Here is a 23,641-nt window from a genome sequence, read left to right as displayed (position 1 = left end):
CCGACGGCGCCGCCTGCATCCCCGCCTGACCGCCCCTCCCCCTTTCCTCCCGCCCACCCGTGCCCACCTCAGCGTGTCGATCACGAAGTTGAGCTGCGGATTTGTCCGCATTCACTACGGCCAACTTCATGATCGTCGCGTTCGGGTGGGCGGGTGCGGTGGGTGCGGGCGGTGGGTGGGTGCGGAATGGATTGTTGAGTGCATGGGAGCGCTCCCGTAACATCCCTGGCGCGGCTGTTAACGTTCACAAAACAATCGCCACCGCCAATGTCGGAGCCGCTGCCCCCGCAGGAGGTCATTCCATGCCTAGATCCAGATCAGTCAATGCCATATTGGCGTCGGCAGGCGCCGCGTTGCTGGCGTCGGGGACCGTCGCCGTGGCGCTGCCCGCCGGGGCGGCGGCCGCGGGATGCTCGGTCAACTACGCGATCTCGTCGCAGTGGCAGGGCGGCTTCGGCGCCAACGTCACCATCACCAACCTGGGCGACCCGGTGTCGAGCTGGACGCTGACGTGGTCGTTCGGCGCCGGGCAGACGGTCACCCAGTCGTGGAACACGAGCCTGACCCAGAGCGGGTCCGCTGTCACCGCGCGCAACGTCGACTACAACGGGTCCATCCCGACCAACGGCACCACATCGTTCGGTTTCAACGGCTCCTGGACCAGCAGCAACCCGGTGCCGAGCAGCTTCGCGCTCAACGGGGTGACCTGCACGGGCGGCACCACCACGCCGACCGGCGGCCCGACCGACGCACCCACCACCGCGCCACCCACCACGGCGCCGCCGACCACTGCGCCGCCCACGACACCGCCGCCGGGCAATACGTGCAGTCTGCCGTCGTCGTACCGGTGGTCGTCGACCGGTGCGTTGGCGCAGCCGCGGTCGGGGTGGGTGTCGTTGAAGGACTTCACCGTGGTGCCGTACAACGGCCGGCACCTGGTCTACGCCACCACCCACGACACCGGCACGCGGTGGGGGTCGATGAACTTCGGTCTGTTCACCAACTGGTCGGAGATGGCTACTGCCAGCCAGAACGCGATGTCCTCGGGTACGGTCGCGCCGACCCTGTTCTACTTCGCGCCGCGCAACATCTGGGTGCTGGCCTACCAGTGGGGACCGACCGCGTTCTCCTACCGCACCTCCACCGACCCCACCAACCCCAACGGGTGGGGCTCGGCGCAGCCGCTGTTCACCGGCAGCATCTCCGGTTCCGGCACCGGCCCGATCGACCAGACCCTGATCGCCGACGACCAGAACATGTACCTGTTCTTCGCCGGTGACAACGGCAAGATCTACCGCTCCAGCATGCCCCTGGGCAACTTCCCCGGCAGCTTCGGCTCCACCTACACCACCATCATGTCCGACTCGACGAACAACCTGTTCGAAGCCGTCCAGGTCTACAAACTCCAAGGCCAGACCCGCTACCTGATGATCGTCGAGGCCATCGGCTCCCAGGGCCGCTACTTCCGCTCCTTCACCGCCACCAGCCTCGGCGGCACCTGGACCCCGCAGGCCGCCACCGAGTCCAACCCCTTCGCAGGCAAGGCCAACAGCGGCGCCACCTGGACCAACGACATCAGCCACGGCGAGTTGATCCGCACCACCGCCGACCAGACCTTCACCGTCGACCCCTGCAACCTCCAACTGCTCTACCAGGGCCGCTCCCCCAATTCCGGCGGCGACTACGGCCTCCTGCCCTACCGCCCCGGACTCCTCACGCTCCAACGCTGAGCCGGCCGATCGAGAAGAGAGAGGTCCGATGAAAAGACACCTGACGATCCGTACCGCGGTGTTGTCGGCCGGGGCCGTCCTGCTGGCGTCGACCGCGGTGGCCGCGGCGCTGCCGGCCGGTGCGGCGGCCGCCGGCTGCGCGGTCACCTACGCCGTGCCGTCGCAGTGGCAGGGCGGCTTCGGCGCGAACGTCACGGTCACCAACCTCGGTGACCCGGTCAACGGCTGGACGCTCACCTGGTCCTACGCCGCCGGCCAGACCGTAACCCAGGCGTGGAACGCCACAGTGACCCAGAGCGGGGCCGCGGTGACCGCCCGCAACGTCGACTACAACGGGTCCATCCCCACGAACGGCACGACGTCGTTCGGCTTCAATGGGTCCTGGACCAGCAGCAACCCCGCGCCGACGAGCTTCGCGCTCAACGGGGTGACCTGCACCGGCGGCACCACGACGCCGACGACGTCGCCGACCACGTCGCCGTCGACTTCCCCGACGAGTTCGCCGACCACCTCACCCAGCACCCCGCCGCCCACCGGGCCAGCGGACATCACAGTCGACACCGCCAGCCGCTACCAGACGATCGACGGGTTCGGCGCCGCCGTGTCGATCTGGGGCGGGGCCTGGTCGACCGCCGAGACGCAGACGCTCGTCGGCCTCGGCCCCAACCAGCTCGGGTTGTCCATCGTGCGCACCGGCATCTCGCCGGTGTCCGGCGAGTGGGGCACCCAGGTCAGCGCGCTGAAGACGGCGAAGTCGTACGGGTCGAACGTGAAGATCATGGCGTCGCCGTGGACCGCCCCGGCGGCCTGGAAGACGAACAACAGCCGGACCAACGGCGGCAAGCTGCGCACCGACTACTACGACGACTACGCCAACCACCTCAACAGCTACGTCCAGTACATGCGCAACCAGGGTGTGACGATCGATGTCACGTCGGTGCAGAACGAGCCGGACTGGCACCCGGACTACGACTCGATGGACTGGAGCGGCACCGAGCTGCAGACCTTCGTCCGGGAGCAGGGCGCCAAGGTGCAGAACACCAAGCTGATGGTCGCCGAGGCGGTGAACCTGAACTACAGCTACACCGACCCGACCCTCAACGACGCGGCCGCCCGCAACAACATCGGCTACATCGGCGGGCACCTGTACGGCACCGAGGCGGCCGGCCGGCTGAAGCCGTACCCACTGGCGCAGCAGTACAACAAGCCGGTGTGGATGACCGAGTGGAACCTGCACGCGGCCGACGGCAGCGGCTCCAACATCTGGGGCAACCCGGCCAACGCCACGGTCTGGAACGAGACGCTCGACGACATCATGCGCACCGTGCACAAGTCGATGGAGTCGAACTGGAGCGCGTACGTGTGGTGGTACGGCAAGCGCTACTACTCGTTCATCGGTGACGGCGAGTCCGCGTACGGCACGGTGGCGGGCGCGCCACTCAAGCGCGGCTACGCGTTCTCGCAGTACGCGAAGTACGTGCGGCCCGGCTACCAGCGGGTCGGCCTGGCCAAGAGCTCCAAGGCGTCCCCGTTGGAGGTGACCGCCTACCAGGGTGACGGGAAGGTCACGCTGGTGATCCTGAACCGGTCCACCAGCGCGGTGAACAACGCGATCATCCAGGTGCCGCAGAACGTCAGCCGGGCCGAGTACGTGGCCACGTCGCAGAACGCCAGCGCGGCGAGCCAGCCGGTCGGCGTGAACGGCAACCAGGTCTCGGTGAACGTCGGCGCGCGGAGCATCTCCACAGTCGTGCTCACCCTCTGACCGGCGACGCAGACAAGTGCGGGGGCGGCCGGATCGGCCGCCCCCGCCTCGTCGCGTCCGCTAACTGGCGCAACGATCCGAACCAGTGACGCGTCTCTTGGCCGGCAGCGGGCTCCAGACAGCCGGCGCCAGGCAGTCGCGCAGCCACAAAGCCAACCTCTTAGGCCGGAGAATACGCCGTACGGCAGGCTGATCAACGACTGAGTGGCATGGGGCGGCAGATCCGCACACCTGATCTTGGCTTCCGGGCGAGACCGCTGCTCCGTACCACCGGTGTGAGGGTAGTGCGGCTGTGATGGCATGGGGCGGCGACAATCAGGGCAGACTCGACGCCGTGCCGAAACGCGAGCTTCTCGGGTACCGAGAAAGGACATCCTGTTATGCCGGAGGAACGGTGGGTGCAGGTGCGGCGCGGCGTGGCTTACCTCCTGGGCTCGCTGCTCTCCGGGGTCGCCACATTGCTCTCGCTGCCGCTGCTGTGCGTCCCGCGGCTCGCCCGGCTCTGGGCGAACTGGCACCGTGACCGCGCCGGCCGGCTGCTCGGTACGCCGTTGGCATCGCGTGCGGCCCAGGGCGTGCCGCGACGCCGAGTGGCCACGGGCCGCACATCGCGCGTCCTGCTCTGGCTGCCGGTGAACGCCATCACCGGGGTGGCGCTCGGGCTGCCCGCGCTGCTGTGCGTGGGCAACATCGTGGTCGCCGCAATCGCCACGCCCTTGTGGTGGGCATTTGCGCCGGAGGACGGGCCACGGCTGTTCATCGACGTCCCAGTGACCGGCTGGATGACCGCCCTCACTCTCGGTCCACTGCAGATTTTCTTGCTCACCGCGCTGGCCTACGTTTGCCTCCCGCCGATCGCTCGCGCACACGCCCGGATATGCCTGGTGGTGCTGTCGCACTCGACGAACGAACAACTCGCCGAACGGGTCGCCGTGTTGACGCGCACTCGGGCGGACGTGCTGGACGCACACGGAGCGGAGCTGCGCCGGATCGAACGCGACCTGCACGACGGCACTCAGGCCCGGCTGGTGGCCATCGCGATGCGGCTGGCCGTGGCTCGCCAGGCGTTCGCCGACAATCCGCGGGACGAGCAGTTCGTGGAAGGGCTTCTTCGGGAGGCACACGACGGAGCCGAGGAGGCGATGACCGAACTGCGTGAGGTGATCCGAACCGTCTATCCGCCGATTCTCGCCGACCGGGGCCTGGAGGGTGCCCTGACCACCGTTACCACACGCTACGCCATGCCGACCCGGCTGGACATCGGCGACCTCGGACGGGTCCCGGCGGCCGTAGAGGCCGTCGTCTACTTCGCGGTCGCCGAGGCACTCACCAACGTTACCAAACACAGCCAGGCGACCGCGGTCGGCGTACGGGTCAACCGTACGGCAGACCGGTTGTCGGTGGTGATCAGCGACAACGGCACCGGCGGCGCCGACGATCGGCGGGGCACCGGGATCGCCGGGATACGTCGCCGGGCGCTCGCGCTCGACGGCACTGTCGATATCGACAGCCCGGCCGGCGGGCCGACGGCCATCACCGTGGAGCTGCCATGCGGGTGGTGATCGCCGAAGACAACGTGCTGCTGTCCACCGGACTGGAACTGCTGCTGGGACGCGCGGGCTTCCAGATCGTCGCCATCGCCGACGACGCCGCGGGTTTCCTCACCGCCGTGCGGGAGCACCGGCCCGACGTTACGATCGTCGATGTCCGGCTGCCGCCGTCGTTTCGAGACGAAGGAATCCGAGCCGCCCTGCAAGCCCGCCGGGAGCGCCCCGGCCTGCCGGTCCTGGTGTTGTCGCAGTACGTCGAGCAGCAGTACGCCGCCGAATTGCTGTCCACCACCGGCGGCGGCGTCGGCTACCTCCTCAAGGACCGGGTCAGCCGGGTGGACGAGTTCGTAGACGCGCTGCGCCGCGTCGCCGCCGGTGGTACCGCAATGGACCCGGAAGTCATCGCGCAGCTCGTCCAACGCGCCGGTGACCCCATCGCCGCCCTCACTCCCCGCGAGCGCGAGGTACTCGCATTGATGGCACAGGGACACGACAACAACGCCATCGCTGCGCAGCTTGTTATCACCGACAACGCCGTCCACAAGCACATTGGCAATATCTTCGCCAAGCTTGGCCTCGCCGTGACCGACAGTGGCCACCGCCGCGTCCTCGCCGTTCTCGCCTACCTCAACGCCGCGGGTCAGATGAGCGGTCGCTGATCTGACCCGGCTGAATACTCGTCACTCTCGCCCGCCGATCGCGCCGACCGGCGCGGGTCGCATCGCGTACCGGGTGGCCATCCTGATCGCGCCCCAGGACAGTGCGATGGTGAGCGCCACGATCGCGATGAGCCCGGTGAGGGAGATGCTGGGAACGGGCGACTTCGTCAGTCCGAGGCTGATGCCGATCAGCGGCGGGATCGCCGCCTGCAAGCCGAACAGCAGCGCCGAAAAGACCACGATTCTGGCCTCGCCGTTCATCATCGCGTGGAGTTGCTCTCGGCTGGCGCCGATGAGTTTCAGGCTCGCGAACTCGCGAACCCGCGCCGCTGTCGCCATCACCAGGGTGTTCACCACGGCGATGGCGATGTAGCCCAGCAGCACCGTCTGGAACAGCAGGTTCAGCGCCCAGTCACCGGAGCCGCCGGACCCGGGCGCGGCCAGGAACGCCTCTCGGTCGCCGACCTGGACCAGCGGGTAGCGCTCGACGGCGCCACGCAGCGCGCTGGCGAGCGCTACCGGGTCGGTCCCGTCCGCCGACCTGATCAGCACCGCGGTGGACACCTGCGCGGTGGTGTGGGCGACGACGAGGTCGTTGGGCAGGGTGACGTCCCCGAAGCCCAGGCCGTTCTCGTATATCGCCACCACCCGCGGCTTGACCACCGTGCCGTCGCCGAGCCGCAGCTCGATCGTTGCGCCGACTTTCGTCCGGACGGTCTGCGCGACGACCCGGCTCAGCGCCACCGCATCGCCCCGCAGCTTCGCGATGTCGCCCTGGTCCACCGCGAGATCCATGGTTTCGGAGAGCCGTTCGGGCGTCACCCCCTGGGCGGCGAACACCTTGGTCGCGGTGCTGTCCTCGGACGGGAAGGTCAGCAGTACCTGCATCCGCGCCAACGGCGTCGCCACGGCGACGCCGGGCACGTCCCGCACAGCGTCCACGACCTCCGGAGACAGCCCGGCACCGGACGACGCGGTCAACACGTGATCGGCCCGTAGGCCGTCCTCGAGTTGGTGCTGCGCCCCCGCGATCATCGTGGAAGCGCCGAACACTTGCACGGCCGCCAGGGCCACGCCCATGGCCAGCGGTGTGGTGGCCGAACTGAGCCGCCGCCAGTTGGCCCGCGCGTTGGCCTGAGCGAGGAAGCCGCCGGCCGTGGACTGCCGGTTCAGGCGTGAGCCGAACAGCACGATGGCGCCTCGAAGCAACAGGGGTCCAAGACACCCAACCGCCACGACGAACAACAGGACCGCGCTCCCCGCGGTGTCGGCGGCCGAGTCGCCCGGCGCCGCGACATTGCCCAAGGTCAACAGCAGCCCGAGCGGGATGAGCAGGATCCCGATGGTCAACCGGACCCGGCCGAGTTGCTTGGGCTCGACCGCGGCGTCCGCGAGCGCCTCGACCGGGCTGACCTTGGCCACCCGGCGCGCGACCAGCCAGCCGGCGAGCCGAGCGCTGGTCATGCACAGCACCAGCGAGGCCAGGACGGGCAACAAACCCACCCGCATCTGGAAATCCGGGGGCATCGCGCCCGCAAGGACGAACACACCACGCATCACGAAGGCGAGCACCACGCCGGGAATCGCGCCGAACATTGCACCCACCGACGACACCAGGGTCATCTCGGCGCCGATCATCCAGTGGATCTGCTTGGGCGTCGCGCCGACGGCGCGCAGCAGAGCCAGTTCCCGCCTGCGCTGCCGCACCGACAGCGCGAGGGTGCTCGCCACCACGAACACCACGATCAGCACCATGGTGCCGCCGAACGATGCCGCCGTCTCGACTACCAGGCTGCGGGCGTCGCCCACGTCCAGGAACTCCACGTCGCCGCGTCCTGCGCCGGTGTGGGCCACCACCCCCGGCACGGCCGCCGCGATGCGCTCGGCCAACTGCTCCGGGGCGACGCCGGGCACGGCGAGCACACCGATGGCGTCCACCCGGTCCGGACGGCCGGACAGCTTGGCCGCCTGGCCGTCGGTGACGAACACGGCGGACTGCCGGTCCAACCCGTCCCCCGGCGCGGTCGCGATGCCCACCACACGGTAGGACGACGGGATCGAGCCGACCACGAGTCGCACCGTGGCGTCGAGCGACACGTCGCCGCGCGCGGCGAGGTCGGCGTCGAGCACGACCTCGCCGGGCGCGGAGGGCGCGCGGCCCTCGCGTACCCGGAACGGCCCGAGCGCCGCAGCGGACCAGCCGTGCCCGAGTACCGGGAAGCCGTCCGGGCCGGTCACCACGTCGCCGCCCGAAGCCAGCACGCTGACCTCGACGTTGACGTCTCCGACGGCCGACTGCACACCGGGCACCGCCGCGACGGCAGCGACCTTGTCGGCGGGCAGCGTGACGCGCTCGCTGTAGCGGACCTCGGCGGACTCATCCAGCCAGAACGACTGCTCCGCGCCGAGGACCACCGCCGCGCCGGAGTAGCGCTCCGGAGCTACCCCGGTGCCGAGCCCGGACACCAGCAGCATCCCGCAGGCGGTGATCACCGCCGAGCCCGCGGCGATCGCGACGAATGAGCCGACGAAACCGCCCTTGCTCCCTCTGATCGTGCTCCACGCCAGCGACAGGTCCTTGCGGTACGGCACGACGAGACGGACCAGCCGCCGAAGGCGGCGGATCACCACTCGCCCAGGTGCGTCATGCGCGACGCAACCTGCTCCGGAGTGGGTCGGGTCAGCTCGCCTGCAAGCCTGCCGTCGGCCAGAAACACGACCGAGTCGGCGTAGGAGGCGGCGACCGGGTCGTGCGTGACCATCAGCACCGTCTGCCCCATGTTGTCCACGACATGTCGCAGAAGTCCCAGAACCTGCTTGCTGGACCGGGTATCCAGCGCACCGGTCGGCTCGTCCGCGACCACCACATCCGGATGGGTGATCAGCGCGCGGGCGACCGCGACGCGTTGTTGCTGACCGCCGGACAGTTCGCTCGGCCGCCGTTGGGCGTACTCGCCGAGGCCGACCGCGGTGAGCGCTTCCTGCAGGAATGCCTGGTCGGTCTTCCGGTCCGCCAGCCGCAGCGGCAGCGTGACGTTCTCCTCGACGGTCAGCGCGCCCAGCAGGTTGTACGCCTGGAAGATGAAACCGATCCGGTCCCGCCGCAGCTCGGTCAATTCGGCTTCCGACCGGCTGGACAGCTCCGTGTCACCCAGCACGACCTGGCCCGACGTCGGCCGGTCCAGACCGGCCGCACAGTTCAGAAACGTGCTTTTGCCGGACCCGGACGGGCCCATGACGGCGGTGAACGTACCGCGCGGGAATCCGGCTGTCACCGCGTCGAGTGCGCGTACTGCGTTCTTCCCCGACCCGTACTCCTTCGACACCGAATCCAGACGCACCGCGTAGGGCGATGTCCCGAATGTTGATATCGCCGGAGCGTCCGGCGAACCGGTCGGGGCGGCCCCGGCCTGCGCGACGCGCCGTCTCGACGGGCCCCTCGTTGACTTCATGCCATCCGACGTTAAGTTCGTCGGCGGTCTGGACCGATACCCCGTACCCCCGGACGTGAGGTACAGCTGGCTGTAGTGCCCGTGGCGCGGTACGACGCTGCCACGTCGGCGCCACGCCGCCAACCGGCGCTCATACCGGCGCGGGGCTGCAGCAACTGGACCTCGATCTGTTCCTCCAGCGCAACGCCACAGGACGATAGAACGGGTCCGCCTGCTGGCCGCGTGCACATTCCTTCCACCGCCCTTCCACGTCTCACCGGCAGAGTCGAAGCCGGTCGATCCGGCAGGCGCTTTCGGCCGGAGCGACCCGGTCATGGCGCAGCGCCGTGCCGCAGGAAGACGGGGAAGGACTGATCACCGTGCGAACGACATCCAGAAGGCCCTACCTACGCGGTCTTGCCGTCACCGCCACCGTGTTGGCGGCGGCGGCCCTGCCGGTCGGCCCGGTCGCCGCGAACACCGCGACCGTGGCAGCGGCGCCGGCCGCAGCGGCGGCGGTCGTGCCGGTCGCGGCGTCCGAGGTGCGCAATTATGCCTGGTTCAACACAAAGGCGGAGTCCGGCGACATGCACAAGGGGCTCGGTGCCCACGTGGCCCGGTTGATCAACGCGACGCCGTCCGGGGCGACGCTCTCGCTCACCCTCTATTTCTTCAACCGGCGGGAGGTTCTCGACGCTCTGAAGGGTGCTGCCGCGCGGGGCGTGAAGGTGCGCATCGTCATCAACGGCAGTCAGGTCTGGGACGGGGACGCCTACTACAAGGCGCTCAAGGCAACATCGGGCATCACGGTGGTGGAGTGCGGCACGCGGCGCCCTGACGGGCAGTCGACACGCGGCTGCATGACCGACCGTACGGACGCGAAAACGTTGAAGAACCCGCCGCTGCTGCATGACAAGTTCATGACCATCTCCAGCGTGCGGCTGGCCGGGGGCACGACGGCGCGCAACGTCCTGTACGTCTCCTCGGCCAACCTCGACCACTACGCCGCTTACGAGAACGCCATCACCATCAGCCACGCTGGCCTGTACGCCGATTATCTGCGGTATTTCAACGGCCTGATGGCGCACGGCCGATCCGGGGCAAGCGACGACAACGCCGGCCGGACCTACGTGGCCGGTGAGCACCGCCTCTACACCTTCCCGCGCCGTGAGGGTGCCGGCAGCAAGCCCACGAGCGGCAGCAACGACCCGATCGTGAGCATCCTCAAGGGTCTCAGCTGCTCCGGGTCGACGAAGGTCGATCTGGCGAACTTCCGGATCCAGCGCCGCGCCGTGGTCAACGAACTCATCGCCGCCCGGAAGCGTGGCTGCCAGGTACGAGTGGTCACCGGCGCGAAGAGCGGTGCGCGGCACGACGAGGGCACGCCCATGGCGGCGCTGGTGACCCTCGCCACGGCGATGCCCGTGCACCTGTGCGGCTACACGCCGGCCGGCGGCATCCCGTTGCACGAGAAGTTCCTGATCATCCGGCAGGGGAGTCGATCGACGCTCTATGTGGGTAGCCACAACCTCACCTACCGGGCGTTGCGGCAGAACGACGAGAACATCCTGGCGCTGCGCAACCACCCGCTGGCCACGCCGTTCCAGCAGCGATTCGAGTTGCACTACAGCACCTGCCTGCAGTGGCACCCGCCGGCGGGCGTGGCCGGGACGGTGAGCGACACCGACCAGGAAGCCACCGCCTGACCCGGAGGGCCGGGGCCGTCACGGGAGCGGCGGTCCCGGCCCTCGCCCGGCCCGATCGACGCCGCAGCTGGTGCAGAAGCGCCGGACGCGCCGCCAGCAGCGTGAGGCCCTCGTTCAACCGGTCACCGAACTGCCGGTACAGCGTCAACGCCCGCGGTAGCAGGAAACCGCCTGTTGTGTGCAGGGCGTGGTTGGCGCCGCGGTCGCCTCCTCGGTGGAGGTGGTGGCGGCGTACCCGTCCGGAGCTGGCGGGGATGGGTGCGGCGCCGCAGAGGTGAGCGAGGGCCGCTTCGGAGTGCAGCCGGTCGGGGTTGTCGCCGGCGGTGGTGAGCAGCTGGGCGGCGACGTCGGGGCCGACGCCGAACAGGGCCGTGGTGTCGTCCGCCAACTGATCCGCGACATCGGAGCACGGATCTCGACATGAGCGGGCGAACGTGCGAACGCCGATTCCAGCGGCGATGATTCATGGAGGGGAACGGCCGGTATCGGTCGCCGACCCCGGTACGAGAGGAGCTGCTGTAGCGAAGTTTGTGACCATCGGATACGGCGACCAAGCGGGCTACGACCGCACCGACGCAGTCGTGCGGGACGCGGCGCATGCGCATGACGCCCGACTGCGCCAGGACGGGGTCGACATGGGCGTCGCCGGCCAGCCCGTGCAGGTGCGGAACCACGACGCGGCCGAAGTGACCACGGAGGACGGGCCCTTCATGTCTTCCCCGCTTCCCGTAGCCGGTTTCGCCATCATCGAAGCAGCTACGCTGGCCGAGGCCATCGGCATCGCGTCGCGTACGCCTTGCGCCGTCGCGCACGGTGTGGTCGAGGTATGGCCGTTGCAGGAGTCGTCGTAAGCCTCGACTTGGCGCCCGCTCATCGATAGATCCGTTCGTTCAGGCACCCACGGCCTGCTGCCTCGTTCCCTGGCACATGTCGCACTTCAACTGACGGAGACCTGTCGCGCAGCTCTTGTCGGACGACAGCGGGCAGCCGGCCAGACCTCGCCCTGGGACGATGACGGCATGGACCGCTTCGAGGGCCAGTGCTGGCTGGATTGGTGGCGAACTCCTCCAAACCTGCTCGGCAGCGTCGAGGTGGCCGTCGTGATTGCCGCCGTCACCGGCGGCTGGGTAGCCGACGGTGGCCTGGTCAGCGAGAGCGACGAGGACCGAGCGGCTTTTGCATTCCTGTGCGAACTCGACCCCGTCTTCACGCTGCGATTCGAACCGCGCAACTTCCAACGTTCCTGGCAGACGAGATGCGAGAGAGCGGGCGTCAAGCCGATCACCGTCCACGACGCAAGAAGGACCTGCGCCACCCTCCTGGCCGACCTCGAAGCCCATCCCAGAGTCGCCATGCAGGTGCTGAGGCACGCCCGCTTCTCGGCGACGATGGAGATCTACACGCAAGTCTCGTCGACAAAGACCAGAGACGCACTCAAGCGCCTCGGCGAATCCCTGAGCCGCTGACGAGAACTGCTGTACAAAGCTGCCATACGACAGCAGAAAGGCCACCTCCCGAGCCGGGAAGTGGCCTTTGACCTGCGTGGGCGATACTGGGATCGAACCAGTGACCTCTTCGGTGTGAACGAAGCGCTCTCCCGCTGAGCTAATCGCCCTCAGCGCCGATGACTCTACCTGATCGTCGACGCGGACCAAAAACCGGGCTTCAGTGCGTCGCGAGGTAGTGCATGGCGCGGGCCACCAGGTCGATGCCGAGGCTGTACTTGAGCGACGCCCAGACCACCGCGGAGACGAACACCAGCCCGACGGCACCGAGCAGAAAGCGTACGGATAGTGACCGGCTGGTCACCCAGCGGGTCCAGGCCTGGACGTTGCGGCGGGTGAAGGCGAGCAGCCGGCGGGCCCAGTGGAACTCGACGGCCCAGACGCCGAGACCGGCGATGACCAGCAGCCAGCCGGGCCCGGGCAGCGGGATGAGGGCGATGCCGACGGTCACGATGATCGCGCCGAGGACGGCGATGAATATCTTGAGGGCGATCCGGCCGGTGGGGTTGGCCCGGATCAGTTCGAGGGTCAGGTGCGCGCGGGCCCGCCAGCCGCTGCGGCGCCGTTCCACGACGAGGCCGCGTGGACCGGGTTCGACAGGCACTTCGTACCCCCGCCTTTCGGCTGTTCGGGCCGCTCCTTTCGGCGGGTCGGCCATGGTCACGAAGGGTTCCTCTGTGGAGCCGAGGATCATTTCCACCCCCAGTGTCGCGCGGGACCGTCACCCCTGCTGAGGACTGGACGTTACCGGAGTAAGTCGACGACTGAACCACCCGTTGCCGGGCGGGATCATGGACTGGGCGAAGCGGAAATCCTACAAGAATTTTCATGTTCTCGGCGGCGTTCCGACACCCTTCCCACCACTGGGTGAAGTCAGCGTATGGCGGAGCGTAGCCAGGAGTAGCACCTGAGTATGGGAAAAGCGGGACACGCGCGTTCCGCAGCGGTGCCGGGGGGAGAACGTCAATGAGTGTCATCCGACCGACGACCGTAGAGGTCGAGACGTCGCTAAGGCTCGTCGCGCCTGACGCCACCGCATTGCCGGTGCGTGCCAGTCTGCGTTACGACCCTGCTGACCCGTATGCGGTCCATGTCCTGTTCCACGCCGAATCCGCCGGCGGTGAGGCGGTGAGCTGGTCGTTCGCCCGCGAACTGCTGGTCACCGGGCTCGACGAACCGGCCGGCATCGGCGATGTCCGGGTCTGGCCGTGGGCCACCCCGCGCGGCGACTTCGTCGCGCTCGCGCTGTCGTCCCCGGACGGCAACGCCCTCTTCGAGGTCCCGCGCAGCGTGCTGGTGCGCTTCCTGCGCCGGACCTACGTCGTCGTGCCGCGCGGCCGGGAGGCCGAGCACCTGGACGTCGACACCGCGGTGAACCGGCTGCTCGCCGGTCGCTGACACGGCAACCTCCCGGGGCCGCGCGGATCTGCCGAGTCCGCGCGGCCCCGGGCCGTCGCCGTACGCCGGTCAGCCGTGCGTGGTGATCCCGCCGTCGACCGGGATGACCGCCCCGGTCAGGTACGCGCCGGCGCGCGAGGCCAGGTAGATGGCGGTACCCGCCATGTCCTCCGGCCGGCCGATCCGGCCCAGCGGCACCTGCTGCTCGATCGCGGCCCGGGACGCGGGGTCGTCCAGCGCGAACGCCATCATCTTGCTCTCGAACGGCCCCGGCGCGATCGCGTTGACGGTGATCCGCTCGCCGGCGAGCTGGTGGGCGAGGCTGCGGGTGAGCATGTGCACGGCCGCCTTCGTCGCCGAGTAGGCGTACACCTCCATCCACGGCACGCGGATGCCGTCGATCGAGCCGATGTTGATCACGCGGGCCGGGTCGTCGGGGTCGGCCGCGCCGCGCAGCGCCGGCAGCAGCGCCTGGGTGAGCCGGAAGACCGCCTTGACGTTGACCGCCCAGAGCTTGTCGAAGGCGCTCTCCGGGTACGACTCCAGCGGCGCGCCCCAGGTGGCGCCGGCGTTGTTCACCAGCACGTCGAGCCGGTCGCCGGTGTGCTCCCGCACGGCGGCGGCCAGTCCCAGCGCGCCCTCGTCGTGGCTCAGGTCGGCCGGCAGCGCCTCGCAGGAGCCGGCCGTGGCCAGTTCCTTGGCCACCGCCTCGCAGGCCTCGGCCTTCCGCGAGGAGATGATGACCTTCGCGCCGGCCGCGACGAAGCCGCGGGCGATCATCAGCCCGATCCCTCGTGAGCCACCGGTGACCAGGACCGTCTTGCCTTCGACCGAGAACAGATCCGTCATGCCCATCCCATCGCGAGTCGGCGGGGGTCGCGGACGTCTCCGGCGACCCAGGCGCTACCGCTCGGTAACCTAACCGTCCCGCGTCCGGCCGGACAAGCCGCCCTGACCGGGGGAAACCGTCGGGGTGCAGGATGCACCGGGGGCGGTTACCGTCGAGTCGATGGTCACTACCGGACATCTCTCCTCGGCCAGGCGCACCGACCTGCCCCCGTTCGAGCGCGACGACCACCTCGACATCGTGGCGCTGCGTGACCTCGCCCCCGGGCCCGGCTGGTCCCGGCCGGTGCTGCTCGACGCGGAGCTGCTGATCCTGGTCACCGGCGGTCACGGCACCGCCGAGCTGGATTTCCGCGCGCTGCCCTGCCGGCCCGGCACGCTGCTGCGCGCGCACCCCGGCCAGGCACTGTGCTGCGTCGGCGGGCACCTCGACGCGACCGTGGTGCGCTGGGGCGCCGACACGCTGCGCGGGCTGGACGTCGACCCGGACGCGGTGCCCGCGTACCGGCAGCTCGCCGGCGAGGACGAGGACGCGGTGATCAGCGAGGTGACCCAGCTCGCGGTCGACGCCGAGCGGCACGCCGGGGTGCCGGCCGCCGCGGCGCTGCTGCGGCACCAGCTCGCGGTGCTGCTGCTGCGGTTGACCCTGCTGCCCGGCGCGGCGGACCGTCCGGCCCCGCGGCCGGAGCGGGAGACCTTCGAGCGGCTGTGCCGGGAGGTGGAGCGCGGCTACCGGCACACCCGCCGGGTGGAGGACTACGCGGCGCAGCTGGGCTGCTCGGTGCGTACCCTCACCCGGGCCTGCCTGGCGGTGACCGGGCGCAGCGCCAAGCAGGTCATCGACGAGCGGGTGGCGTTGCAGGCCAGCCGGCTGCTGGCCGCCACCGACGAGCCGATCGCCCGGATCGGCCGCCGGCTCGGCTTTCCCGAGCCGACCAACTTCGGGCGCTTCTTCACCCGCGAGGTCGGGGTGAGCCCGGGCGCGTTCCGGGCGGGCCGGGAGCGGCCGATCCCGGTCCGGGTGGTGCGGCCCCGCCCGCCCGCCGACTCCCCCGCCGCGCCGGGGCGGGCATGATGGCAGGGTGCAGATCTCCGCGCGTGGTGACTACGCGGTCCGGGCGGCCCTGAGCCTGGCCACCGCGTACCCCGCCCTGCTCTCCACCCAGGCCATCGCGACCGAGCAGGACATGCCGCGCAAGTTCCTCGAGGCGGTCCTGGCGGACCTGCGCCGGGCCGGCATCGTGCGGGCGCAGCGCGGCGCCGAGGGCGGCTACACCCTGGCCCGGCCGCCGCGCGAGATCACCATCGGGCAGATCCTGCGCGCCGTCGACGGCCCTCTCGCCGGGGTACGCGGGCTGCGCCCGGAGGAGACCCGCTACGAGGGCGCCGCGGAGAACCTGCCCCGGCTCTGGGTTGCCGTCCGGGCGGCGGTGCGGCAGGTGGTCGACGAGGTGAGCCTGGCCGAGATGGCCAGCGGGAAGCTGCCCGGGCACGTGCGCCGGCTGATCGCCCGCCCGGACGCCTGGGAACCCCGCTGAGCCGACCGGTGGCCGGCGCCGCGCCCGGCGGACGGGGGCACGGTGCCGGCGCCGGTGGTCACCGGGTGTGCACCACCTCGTGGTAGCCGAGCCGGGGTAGCCGGTCGTGCCACCCGGCCGGCCGATGTTCAGCAGCAGCACCCGGTGCCGATCTGACCAGCGTTTATGGACCCACAACACCCACCTGATCAAGGGGGATCGGGTGGCCGTCATCCACCGTCCAGTGCGGAGCCGGCCGGTTTGGCGACAGCGACGCTTGGGCATGTTCGAACGCGCAGAAGCAGGGAGACACTGAGAGGAGCCCGGTCATGGGCATCGTGTTCCGCAAGCGACAGAAGTTCGGCCCGCTGATCCTCAACTTCACCGAGAACGGCTTCTCGTCCTGGAGCATCAAGATCGGCAAGTGGTCCTGGAACTCCCGGACCCGTGCCCACCGCGTGGACCTGCCGGGCCCGATCTCCTGGAAGCAGGACAAGTCCCGGGCATGACGTCCCGAGGTCGAGCGGGGCGCCGGTGGCTCACCGGCGCCCCGCTCGGCATTCGGCGCAGGTCGCCCAGCCTTGCCGTTCCGCCGCCGCCGGGAGCGGGACACCGGACAATCGCCGCATGGCCCACGAGTCCTTCCGGCGGGAGCGGCGGCTGGCAGCGCTGGCCGTCGCCCTGCTGCTGATCGCCTACTTCGCCGTCCCGGTGGCGCCGGACCCGAATGGGCTGCGGCTGGCGCTGCGTTCGGCCGGCACCCTGGTCCTGGTGATCGTGGTGGCGTTCCTGGTCACCGGCCAGGTCCGCCGCCAACTCGCCGAACAGCAGCCCACCGGCGTGGCGGAGGGTCGGGCGCTGACCCGGCTCGCCGTCACGCTGATCGCCGGGTTGCTGGTCTTCGCGCTCGCCGACTACGTGGTGGCGAACACCCGACCGGACGAGTTCGCCGGCCTGCGGACCCGCATCGACGCGCTCTACTTCGCCCTGACCACCCTGACCACGGTCGGCTACGGCGACGTGCACGCCCAGGGACAGGTCGCCCGGGTGGTGGTCTGCGGCCAGATGATCTTCAGCATCGGCGTGCTCGCGACCGGGGCGTCCATCGTGGTCAGGCAGATGATCCAGCGTCCCCGGCCGGCGCGGCGCTGACCACCACGTCGCCGCCGAGCCGGCCGTGCTCCGGATCCCGGGTCACCGCGCCGGCGGCGAGCAGTGAGGCCAGCGCCCGGTTGGCGTCGGCGGCCCGGTAGACCGTCGAGGTGGCGGCGAAGCGACGCAGCTCGGTCACGGTACGCGGGCCGGAGCGGGTCAGCTCGGCCAGCAACTCCCGGCGCAGCGGGCCGGGTTCCGGGTCGAGGGTGATGGCGAGCAGCCGCCCGGCGGGGTCGGCCGGGTCGCGGTAGCGCACCCCGGCGTACTCGTCGACCGCCCAGAGCGCGTCCTTGAGCACGTCCAGCCCCTTGTCGGAGCCGGTGCCGTAGCTGAACAGCCGGGCCGGCCCGTCGTCGTCGGGCACCAGCTCCACCTCGGTCACCAGCGGGAAGCCGGCGTCGGTCAACGGCCCGCGCAGGGACCGGCCGGCCGGGGTGACCAGCAGCAGCTCGGCCGGGCGGCCGCCGGCGACGGCCGTGAGCACGCCCGGGTCGGGTTCCCCGCCGTCGATCACGACCAGCAGCGGAGCACCGGCCGCGCCGGCCGCCTTGAGCGCCACCGGCAGCCGGTCCGGTGCGCCGGGCACCACGTGCACGGCGACGTCCGTCGGCAGGGCGGCCTCGGCGGCGCCGAGCCGGGCCGGCAGCTCGGTGCCGCCGCCGGCCAGCACGAGCACGGTCAGTCGCCGGCCGCGCAGCCGGTCGGCGAACTCGGACACCACCCGCAGCGCGGCCTCCGCGCCACCGGCGTCACCCCCGGCGTACGCGAGGGCCAGGGTGGCCCGCCGGGAGCGGTGCAGCGCCCCCGGCAGCCAGTGGTCGAGCTGCCGGACGAGCAGTTCGCGCAGGACGGCGTCGGTCGACATGCTGCCGTTCTACCGCACCGGCGGCCCGGGCGGACCGGCGGTGTGCTCAGGCCGGGATCGAGATGCCCAGCCCGCCGCGGGTCTGCCCGCCGTAACGCGCCCGCTCCCGGTCCAGGTCGAGGCGGCCGATCCGCTTGCGGGCGGCGAGCGCGGCGTCGTCGAGCAGGTCGGCCGGGACGATCCAGACGATCTCGAACTCCAGGCCGTCCGGGTCGCGCCCGTAGAGGCTCTTCGTGGTGCCGTGGTCGGAGGTGCCGACCAGCGCGTTCGCGGCGGCCAGCCGCTCGGCGGTGGCGGCCAGCTCGTCCAGGGTGTCCAACTCCCAGGCGAGGTGGTAGAGGCCCACGGCGCTCCGGCCGGCCGGCGAGGGGCCGGCGGCCGAGCCGATCTCGAACAGCCCGAGGTCGTGGTCGTTGGTGGAGTCGGCCGCCTGGAGGAAGGCGGCGCCCCGGAACCCGTCCGGCGTCATCGGCACCGGACGGAAGCCCAGCACGTCCCGGTAGAAGGCGACGCTGCGGTCGAGGTCACGGACGTAGAGCACGGCGTGGTTGAGGCGGTGGATTCCCATGTCCCCCACGGTAGCGCGAATTAGTTGAGCCTTCAACAATCGCGGCTATGATGGGCGTCATGACCCGGTGGCTGGACCCCGACGAGCAGCGGACCTGGCGGGCCTTCCTGGCCGCCTCCCGGGCGCTGATGGACACCCTCGACCGCGAGCTGCAACGCGACGCGGGCATGCCGCACGCCTACTACGAGATCCTGGTCCGGCTCTCCGAGGCCCCCGACCGGCGGCTGCGGATGAGCGAACTCGCCGACGCCACCGGCTCCTCGCGCAGCCGGCTCTCCCACGCGGCGTCCCGGTTGGAGGCGGCCGGCTGGATCCGCCGGGAGGACTGCCCCACCGACCGGCGCGGGCAGCTCGCCGTCCTCACCGACGACGGCTTCGCCACCCTCGCGGCCGCCGCGCCCGGCCACGTCGCCGGGGTACGCCGGCACCTGTTCGACGCGCTCAGCCCGGCCCAGGTCGACCAGCTCCGGCGGATCAGCGAGGCCCTCGCCGACCACCTGACCGGATCCTGACCAAACTGATCCACTCCGGGGGTTGTACTTACCGTCGCCGAATGAGCACGATGGGGCGTGTCCTCCGGCTTCGGTGAACTGACGGTCCAGGCGCACCACCTGGTGTCCGAAGGCGACCTGGCCGGCGCCCAGCGGCTGCTCGCCGACGCGCTGACCGACGTCGACCCGCGTCCCGCCAACGCCTCCCCCGAGCTGGCCGACGCCGCCGGCCTCCAGGCCCGGGTGCTCGTCGCCCTCGGCGAGCCGCACTCCGCGCGCGGCTGGGCCGCCTTCGCGTACGCGGCGGCCACCCGGCTGTACGGCCGCTCCGACGAGCGCGCCATCACCGCCGCCGCCACCCTGGCCGCTGTGCTGCACCGGGTCGGCAGCGACGCCCGGGCCGCCCGGCTCTATTCCGACGTCATCATCGAACTGACCGCCCGCGACGGCCCGGAGTCGCAGCGGGTCCTCGCCGCGCACGCCGACCTGGCCACCGTGGAGTACGCGCGGGGCCAGTGCGTGCTGGCCCGTGACCGACTCCAGGACGCCTGGGAGCTGCACCGCGAGGTGTACGGCGACGGCCACCCCAGCGGCATCAAGATGCTGGCCAAGCTCGGCGCGATGGAACGCGACTGCGGCCGGTACGCCGAATCCCACGAGCACCTGGCGCTGGCCGAGGAGCTGTCCACGGCGCACCTGGCCGCCGACGACCCGCTCGCCGCGCAGGTGTCGACGCTGGTCCGGACGGCCGCCGATCCGGACCACGTCTGCGAGCCGGCCGCGGCGGCGCCGGTGGTGCCGGCCGCCCGGGTCCCCCCGGCCGCCGAGGGCCCGCCCGAGCCGCCGGTCTACCGCCCGCCGGCCCGCACCGCCGAGCCGGCCGACCCGGTCGGCGGCACCCACGTGCCCACCCCGCGGGTCGCACCCGAGGCCGACGACGACCGCTTCGGCGGGCCGGACGACCAGGACGGCTTCGGCGGGCCGGCTGACCAGGACGGCTTCGCCGGGCCCGACGACGACCGGTTCGGCGGGCCGGCCGACCAGGACCCCTTCGCCACCCCGGACGAGGACCGGTTCGCGGGCTCGACCCACGCCGACCCCCTCGGCATGCCCGACGAGGACCGGTTCGGTGGACCAACCCACCAGGACCCCTTCGCGGGGCCGGACGGGGACCGGTTCGGCGGGCCGGCCGACCGGGACGGGTTCGGCGGGCCCGCCGACGACGAGTGGCCCCCCGACGAGCAGCCGGAGGACACCTGGCCGGTGCGGGAGAGCGCCCTGCCGCCGACCGTGGTCGGGCTCACCGACGAGGAGCCGGGCGTCCGCCGGGTACCCGGGGCCGCCGAGCCGGAGTCGCCGTCGCGCTACCTGCCGGTGCACGTGCCGCGCCGGCCCGAGCCGGAGCCCGTGCGCCCCGGCCGGCCCTGGCTGCCGCTGGTGGTGGTCGGCGTGACCGTGGCGCTGCTGCTCGGCGTCATCGCGGTGGTCGCCGGAGTGTCCCGGGTGGACCGGTCCCGGGACACCCCCGCGCCGGCCCGCACCACCGCGGCCGGTCCGAGCGCCACCGCCGCCGCTCCGACCGGCACCGGCTCGAGCGGCACGCCGAGCGCCGCGCCGGCCTCGCCGGGCAGCCCGCCGGGCGCGGTCCGGCTCGTCGACCGACGGGACAGCATCCTGCTGAGCTGGACGTACCCGGCCGGCGCGGAGGGGCCGGTGGTGATCGCCGGCGGGCGCAGCCGGGACACCCAGCGCACCTTCCAGGAGTTGCCGGCCGGCACCGACAGCTACGTCGCCTACGGGTTGAGCCGCAACATCGACTACTGCTTCACGGTGGCCGTGGTCTGGTCCACCGACACCGTCGCCCGGGCCGCCCCGGTCTGCACCCGCCGGGGCTGATCTCACCGGCACGGCCGCGGCTGATCCCACCGGCACGGCCCGCGGCTGGCCGCCGGCCGCGCCCAGCGCTCAGTCCGCCTCGGGCACGTCCAGCGCGGGCAGTCGTACGGTCACCCGCAGCCCGGACCCGACGCCGGGCCCGGCGTCGGCGAGTTCGACGCTGCCGCCGGCCCGGCGGACCAGTTCCCGCACGATGGCCAGGCCCAGCCCGGCACCGCCGTCGTCCCGCGCCCGCGCGTCGTCCAGCCGGGTGAACCGCTCGAAGACCCGCTCCCGGTCCGCCGCCGGGATGCCCGGCCCGTCGTCGGTCACCGTCACCAGGTGGTACGCCCGCTCCCCTGCCCCGGCCGGACGCGGCGTCGGCACCCGGCCCTCCGGCCCCGCGCCGGCCCTACGCCGCGCGAGCACCGGCTCCGCGCCGGCCCCACGCCGCGCGGCCACCCGACCGGCCGGCCCCGCGTCAGCCTCGCCCGGTGTCGGCACCGCGCCTCCGGCCGCTGCGCCGGCCCCACGCCGCGCCGGCACCGGGCCGGCCAGCCCCGCGCCGGCCCCACCCGGTGTCGGCGCCGTGCCCTCCGGTCCCGCGCCGGCCCCACGCCGCGCGGGCACCGGGCCGGCCGGTTCCGGGCCGGTCACGGTGAGCAGCACCTCGCCGCGGGCGTGCCGCAGCGCGTTGTCCACCAGGTTGGTGATCACCCGGTGCAGCTCGCCCGGGTCCCCCTCGGTCCAGAGCGGCGCGGCGGGCGGGCGCAGCCGCACCGGCGGGGAGGGGTACCGGTCGGCCACCGTACGCAGCAACTCCCCCAGCTCGACCGGGCCGGCGCCGGGCCGGCGGGCCGGCTGCTCGTCGAGGCGGGCCAGCAGCAGCAGGTCGTCGACGAGCCGGCCCAGGCGTTCGGTGTCGGCGAGCAGGTCGTCGGCGACCGCCGGCCAGTCCGTGGCGTCGCCCAGCCGGCGGGCCACCTCCAGCTCGGTCCGCATGTTCGTCAACGGGCTGCGCAGCTCGTGCGCGGCGTCCGCGACGAACGCCCGCTGCCGGGCCCGGGCCGCCGCCAACCGGTCCAGCATGTCGTTGAGGGTGACCGCCAGCCGCTGGATCTCGTCGCGGGCGGCCGGTACGGGCAACCGCCCCGGACCGGCCCGGTCGGTGATCTCGGCGGCGCCCCGGCGCAGCGCCTCCACCGGACGCAGGGTGGCCCCCACCACCCGCCAGGCGACCACGGCCATGCCGGCGACCAGCAGCGGGAAGCCCACCAGCAGCAGGGTCCGGACCACGTGCAGGCTGTGCCGGACGTCGCTGAGCGACTTGGCGACCAGGACGGTGAGCGGTTCGGCCGGGGTGCCGGCGGGCACGGTCACCACCCGCACCGGCCCGGCCATGCCCACCCGCCGGCCGTCCACCACCAGCCGCTGGCGCTGTCCGGCGCGGAGCTGGTCCGGGTCGAGCATCGGCACCAGCCGGTCGGCGTCGATCGAGGCCGCCCGGACCCGGCCGGCCGCGTCCACCACCTGCACCCGGAGCTGGCCGCCGGCCACCGGCAGCGGGTCGGGCAGGGCCTCCGAGGCGGCCAGCAGGGCGACCGCGTCGGCGGTCCGCAGCGCCTCGGCGTCGACGGTGCGTTGCAGCGTCCAGCCGAGGGCGCCGAGCAGCAGCGTGCCGCCGAGCGCGAGGCCGACGACGAGCCCGAGCACGCCGATCGCCATCAGCCGGGCGCGCAGGCCGAGGTTCAGCCGGGGGCCCCTGCGGAGGCGATCCGCGCGACCCCGTCCCCGCCGGCTCATGTGGCGAGGCGGTAGCCGGCACCGCGGACCGTTTCCAGGCGGTCCCGGCCGATCTTGCGGCGCAGGTAGCCGACGTAGACCTCGACGGCGTTCGGGGCGGTCTCCAGGCTGGCGTCCCAGACGTGGTCGAGCAGTTCGGTCTTGGAGACCACCTCGCCGGGCCGGCGCATCAGGTAGTCCAGCAGGGCGTACTCGCGGGCGGTCAGGACCACCTCGTTGTCGGCCCGGGTCACCCGCCGGCGGGCCGGGTCCAGCCTCAGGTCACCCACGGCGAGCACGGCCGGGCGTTCGGGCGCGCCCCGGCGCAGCAGCGCCCGCAGCCGGGCCAGCAGCACCACGTACGAGAAGGGCTTGGTGAGGTAGTCGTCGGCGCCGCAGTCGAGGCCGTCGGCCTGGTCGTACTCGCCGTCCTTGGCCGAGAGCATGAGCACCGGCAGCCAGTGCTCGCCGGCCCGGAGCCGGCGCACCACCTCGTACCCGGACAGGCCCGGCAGCATCACGTCGAGGATCATCGCGTCGTAGTCGCCGTGCCGGGCGGCGTCCAGGCCGGCCGGGCCGGTGGCCGCCACGTCCACCGCGAAGCCCTCGGCCATCAGCCCGCGCCGCAGCGCGGCGGCGAGCCGCGCCTCGTCCTCCACCACCAGCAACCGCACGGTCCAAGGGTGCCACCCGGTGACCGCCCCTAGGTAGCTGGTGTTAAAGGCGGGTTGATCGGTGGTCCGATCAACCCGTGTGTTGGACGGCTCGTTGGCTGGCGTGAAGGGGGTAGTCGCTTGG

At 71.8% G+C, this 23,641-nt stretch carries 21 protein-coding genes, 1 tRNA gene and 2 pseudogenes; 14 read left to right on the top strand and 10 right to left on the bottom strand.

The genetic code is table 11. From position 1 onward, the window contains the following. Positions 1 to 302 precede the first annotated feature (302 nt). The 4 genes from AB0I11_RS29420 to AB0I11_RS29405 all read left to right on the top strand — a co-directional run bounded on the left by AB0I11_RS29420 (position 303) and on the right by AB0I11_RS29405 (position 5,704). The gene (locus AB0I11_RS29420) at positions 303 to 1,730 is read left to right on the top strand and encodes a non-reducing end alpha-L-arabinofuranosidase family hydrolase (RefSeq protein WP_357327807.1); all 1,428 of its coding nucleotides are present in this window, start codon (positions 303 to 305) and stop codon (positions 1,728 to 1,730) included. A 28-nt stretch (positions 1,731 to 1,758) separates the two neighbouring features. Beyond that, complete coding sequence (locus AB0I11_RS29415) at positions 1,759 to 3,495, top strand: cellulose binding domain-containing protein (protein WP_357327804.1); 1,737 nt, start codon at positions 1,759 to 1,761, stop codon at positions 3,493 to 3,495. Positions 3,496 to 3,875: 380 nt separating this feature from the next. Beyond that, on the top strand, positions 3,876 to 5,057 hold the full coding sequence (locus AB0I11_RS29410; RefSeq protein WP_357327801.1) for a histidine kinase: 1,182 nt from the start codon (positions 3,876 to 3,878) through the stop codon (positions 5,055 to 5,057). After that, a complete protein-coding gene (locus tag AB0I11_RS29405) occupies positions 5,045 to 5,704 on the top strand; it encodes a response regulator transcription factor (protein ID WP_357327798.1) in 660 nt (219 codons plus the stop codon). The genes AB0I11_RS29410 and AB0I11_RS29405 overlap by 13 nt, the downstream gene beginning before the upstream one ends. A gap of 21 nt (positions 5,705 to 5,725) precedes the next feature. On the opposite strand, the gene AB0I11_RS29400 is transcribed toward AB0I11_RS29405, so the two are convergent. Continuing rightward, on the bottom strand, positions 5,726 to 8,119 hold the full coding sequence (locus AB0I11_RS29400; protein WP_357327795.1) for an ABC transporter permease: 2,394 nt from the start codon (positions 8,117 to 8,119) through the stop codon (positions 5,726 to 5,728). 209 nt (positions 8,120 to 8,328) lie between these two features. Then, positions 8,329 to 9,156, bottom strand: a complete 828-nt coding sequence (locus AB0I11_RS29395) for an ABC transporter ATP-binding protein (RefSeq protein ID WP_357327792.1) — start codon at positions 9,154 to 9,156, stop codon at positions 8,329 to 8,331. Between the two features lie 326 nt (positions 9,157 to 9,482). On the opposite strand from AB0I11_RS29395, the gene AB0I11_RS29390 reads away from it, so the two are divergent. Next, entirely contained in the window at positions 9,483 to 10,841 is a 1,359-nt protein-coding gene (locus AB0I11_RS29390) for a phosphatidylserine/phosphatidylglycerophosphate/cardiolipin synthase family protein (protein ID WP_357327789.1), read from the top strand. Between the two features lie 178 nt (positions 10,842 to 11,019). On the opposite strand, the pseudogene AB0I11_RS29385 reads toward AB0I11_RS29390, so the two are convergent. Next, positions 11,020 to 11,199 (bottom strand): annotated as a pseudogene (locus AB0I11_RS29385) (transposase); the annotation flags it as partial. A gap of 172 nt (positions 11,200 to 11,371) precedes the next feature. Here AB0I11_RS29385 and AB0I11_RS29380 point away from each other — a divergent pair. Both AB0I11_RS29380 and AB0I11_RS29375 read left to right on the top strand, forming a co-directional pair. Continuing rightward, complete coding sequence (locus tag AB0I11_RS29380) at positions 11,372 to 11,692, top strand: YciI family protein (protein WP_357327786.1); 321 nt, start codon at positions 11,372 to 11,374, stop codon at positions 11,690 to 11,692. 369 nt (positions 11,693 to 12,061) lie between these two features. Next, positions 12,062 to 12,307, top strand: a pseudogene (locus AB0I11_RS29375) (tyrosine-type recombinase/integrase); the annotation flags it as partial. 77 nt (positions 12,308 to 12,384) lie between these two features. On the opposite strand, the gene AB0I11_RS29370 reads toward AB0I11_RS29375, so the two are convergent. Beyond that, positions 12,385 to 12,456: transfer RNA gene (locus AB0I11_RS29370), tRNA-Val, on the bottom strand. Positions 12,457 to 12,506: 50 nt separating this feature from the next. Beyond that, the gene (locus AB0I11_RS29365; protein ID WP_357327857.1) at positions 12,507 to 13,040 is read right to left on the bottom strand and encodes a TIGR02611 family protein; all 534 of its coding nucleotides are present in this window, start codon (positions 13,038 to 13,040) and stop codon (positions 12,507 to 12,509) included. A gap of 272 nt (positions 13,041 to 13,312) precedes the next feature. On the opposite strand from AB0I11_RS29365, the gene AB0I11_RS29360 reads away from it, so the two are divergent. After that, the gene (locus AB0I11_RS29360) at positions 13,313 to 13,744 is read left to right on the top strand and encodes an SsgA family sporulation/cell division regulator (protein ID WP_007457244.1); all 432 of its coding nucleotides are present in this window, start codon (positions 13,313 to 13,315) and stop codon (positions 13,742 to 13,744) included. A gap of 69 nt (positions 13,745 to 13,813) precedes the next feature. Here the strand turns inward: AB0I11_RS29360 and AB0I11_RS29355 are convergent, their stop codons facing one another. Continuing rightward, positions 13,814 to 14,593, bottom strand: a complete 780-nt coding sequence (locus AB0I11_RS29355) for an SDR family oxidoreductase (RefSeq protein ID WP_357327783.1) — start codon at positions 14,591 to 14,593, stop codon at positions 13,814 to 13,816. Between the two features lie 160 nt (positions 14,594 to 14,753). On the opposite strand from AB0I11_RS29355, the gene AB0I11_RS29350 reads away from it, so the two are divergent. From AB0I11_RS29350 to AB0I11_RS29335, 4 genes are all read left to right on the top strand, one after another. Next, positions 14,754 to 15,665: an AraC family transcriptional regulator gene (locus tag AB0I11_RS29350; protein ID WP_357327780.1), complete on the top strand. Its 912-nt coding sequence runs from the start codon at positions 14,754 to 14,756 to the stop codon at positions 15,663 to 15,665. Between the two features lie 7 nt (positions 15,666 to 15,672). Next, the gene (locus AB0I11_RS29345; protein WP_357327778.1) at positions 15,673 to 16,128 is read left to right on the top strand and encodes an Rrf2 family transcriptional regulator; all 456 of its coding nucleotides are present in this window, start codon (positions 15,673 to 15,675) and stop codon (positions 16,126 to 16,128) included. A 308-nt stretch (positions 16,129 to 16,436) separates the two neighbouring features. Then, positions 16,437 to 16,616: a DUF4236 domain-containing protein gene (locus AB0I11_RS29340; RefSeq protein WP_357327775.1), complete on the top strand. Its 180-nt coding sequence runs from the start codon at positions 16,437 to 16,439 to the stop codon at positions 16,614 to 16,616. Between the two features lie 118 nt (positions 16,617 to 16,734). Beyond that, entirely contained in the window at positions 16,735 to 17,259 is a 525-nt protein-coding gene (locus tag AB0I11_RS29335; protein ID WP_357327772.1) for a potassium channel family protein, read from the top strand. On the opposite strand, the gene AB0I11_RS29330 is transcribed toward AB0I11_RS29335, so the two are convergent. Next, complete coding sequence (locus AB0I11_RS29330; RefSeq protein WP_357327769.1) at positions 17,219 to 18,127, bottom strand: hypothetical protein; 909 nt, start codon at positions 18,125 to 18,127, stop codon at positions 17,219 to 17,221. The genes AB0I11_RS29335 and AB0I11_RS29330 overlap by 41 nt on opposite strands. 46 nt (positions 18,128 to 18,173) lie before the next feature. Then, positions 18,174 to 18,695 carry a VOC family protein gene (locus AB0I11_RS29325; protein WP_357327766.1) on the bottom strand — a complete coding sequence of 174 codons (522 nt, stop codon included), beginning with the start codon at positions 18,693 to 18,695 and terminating at the stop codon, positions 18,174 to 18,176. Positions 18,696 to 18,745: 50 nt separating this feature from the next. Between AB0I11_RS29325 and AB0I11_RS29320 the strand changes: the two genes are divergently transcribed. Next, entirely contained in the window at positions 18,746 to 19,207 is a 462-nt protein-coding gene (locus AB0I11_RS29320; RefSeq protein ID WP_357327854.1) for a MarR family transcriptional regulator, read from the top strand. A 57-nt stretch (positions 19,208 to 19,264) separates the two neighbouring features. Continuing rightward, a complete protein-coding gene (locus AB0I11_RS29315; RefSeq protein ID WP_357327763.1) occupies positions 19,265 to 21,082 on the top strand; it encodes a tetratricopeptide repeat protein in 1,818 nt (605 codons plus the stop codon). A 69-nt stretch (positions 21,083 to 21,151) separates the two neighbouring features. On the opposite strand, the gene AB0I11_RS29310 is transcribed toward AB0I11_RS29315, so the two are convergent. Both AB0I11_RS29310 and AB0I11_RS29305 read right to left on the bottom strand, forming a co-directional pair. Next, complete coding sequence (locus AB0I11_RS29310; protein ID WP_357327760.1) at positions 21,152 to 22,864, bottom strand: ATP-binding protein; 1,713 nt, start codon at positions 22,862 to 22,864, stop codon at positions 21,152 to 21,154. Further along, positions 22,861 to 23,517 (bottom strand): response regulator transcription factor, encoded by a 657-nt coding sequence (locus AB0I11_RS29305; RefSeq protein ID WP_357327757.1) that lies wholly within the window; start codon positions 23,515 to 23,517, stop codon positions 22,861 to 22,863. Before AB0I11_RS29305 ends, AB0I11_RS29310 begins: the two co-directional genes overlap by 4 nt. Positions 23,518 to 23,641 lie beyond the last annotated feature (124 nt).

It is taken from the genome of Micromonospora sp. NPDC050495, assembly GCF_040655175.1.
Classification (GTDB): Bacteria; Actinomycetota; Actinomycetes; order Mycobacteriales; family Micromonosporaceae; genus Micromonospora.
Note: the sequence above shows the minus strand (reverse complement) of the source record. Positions and strands in the feature narration are given on the sequence as shown.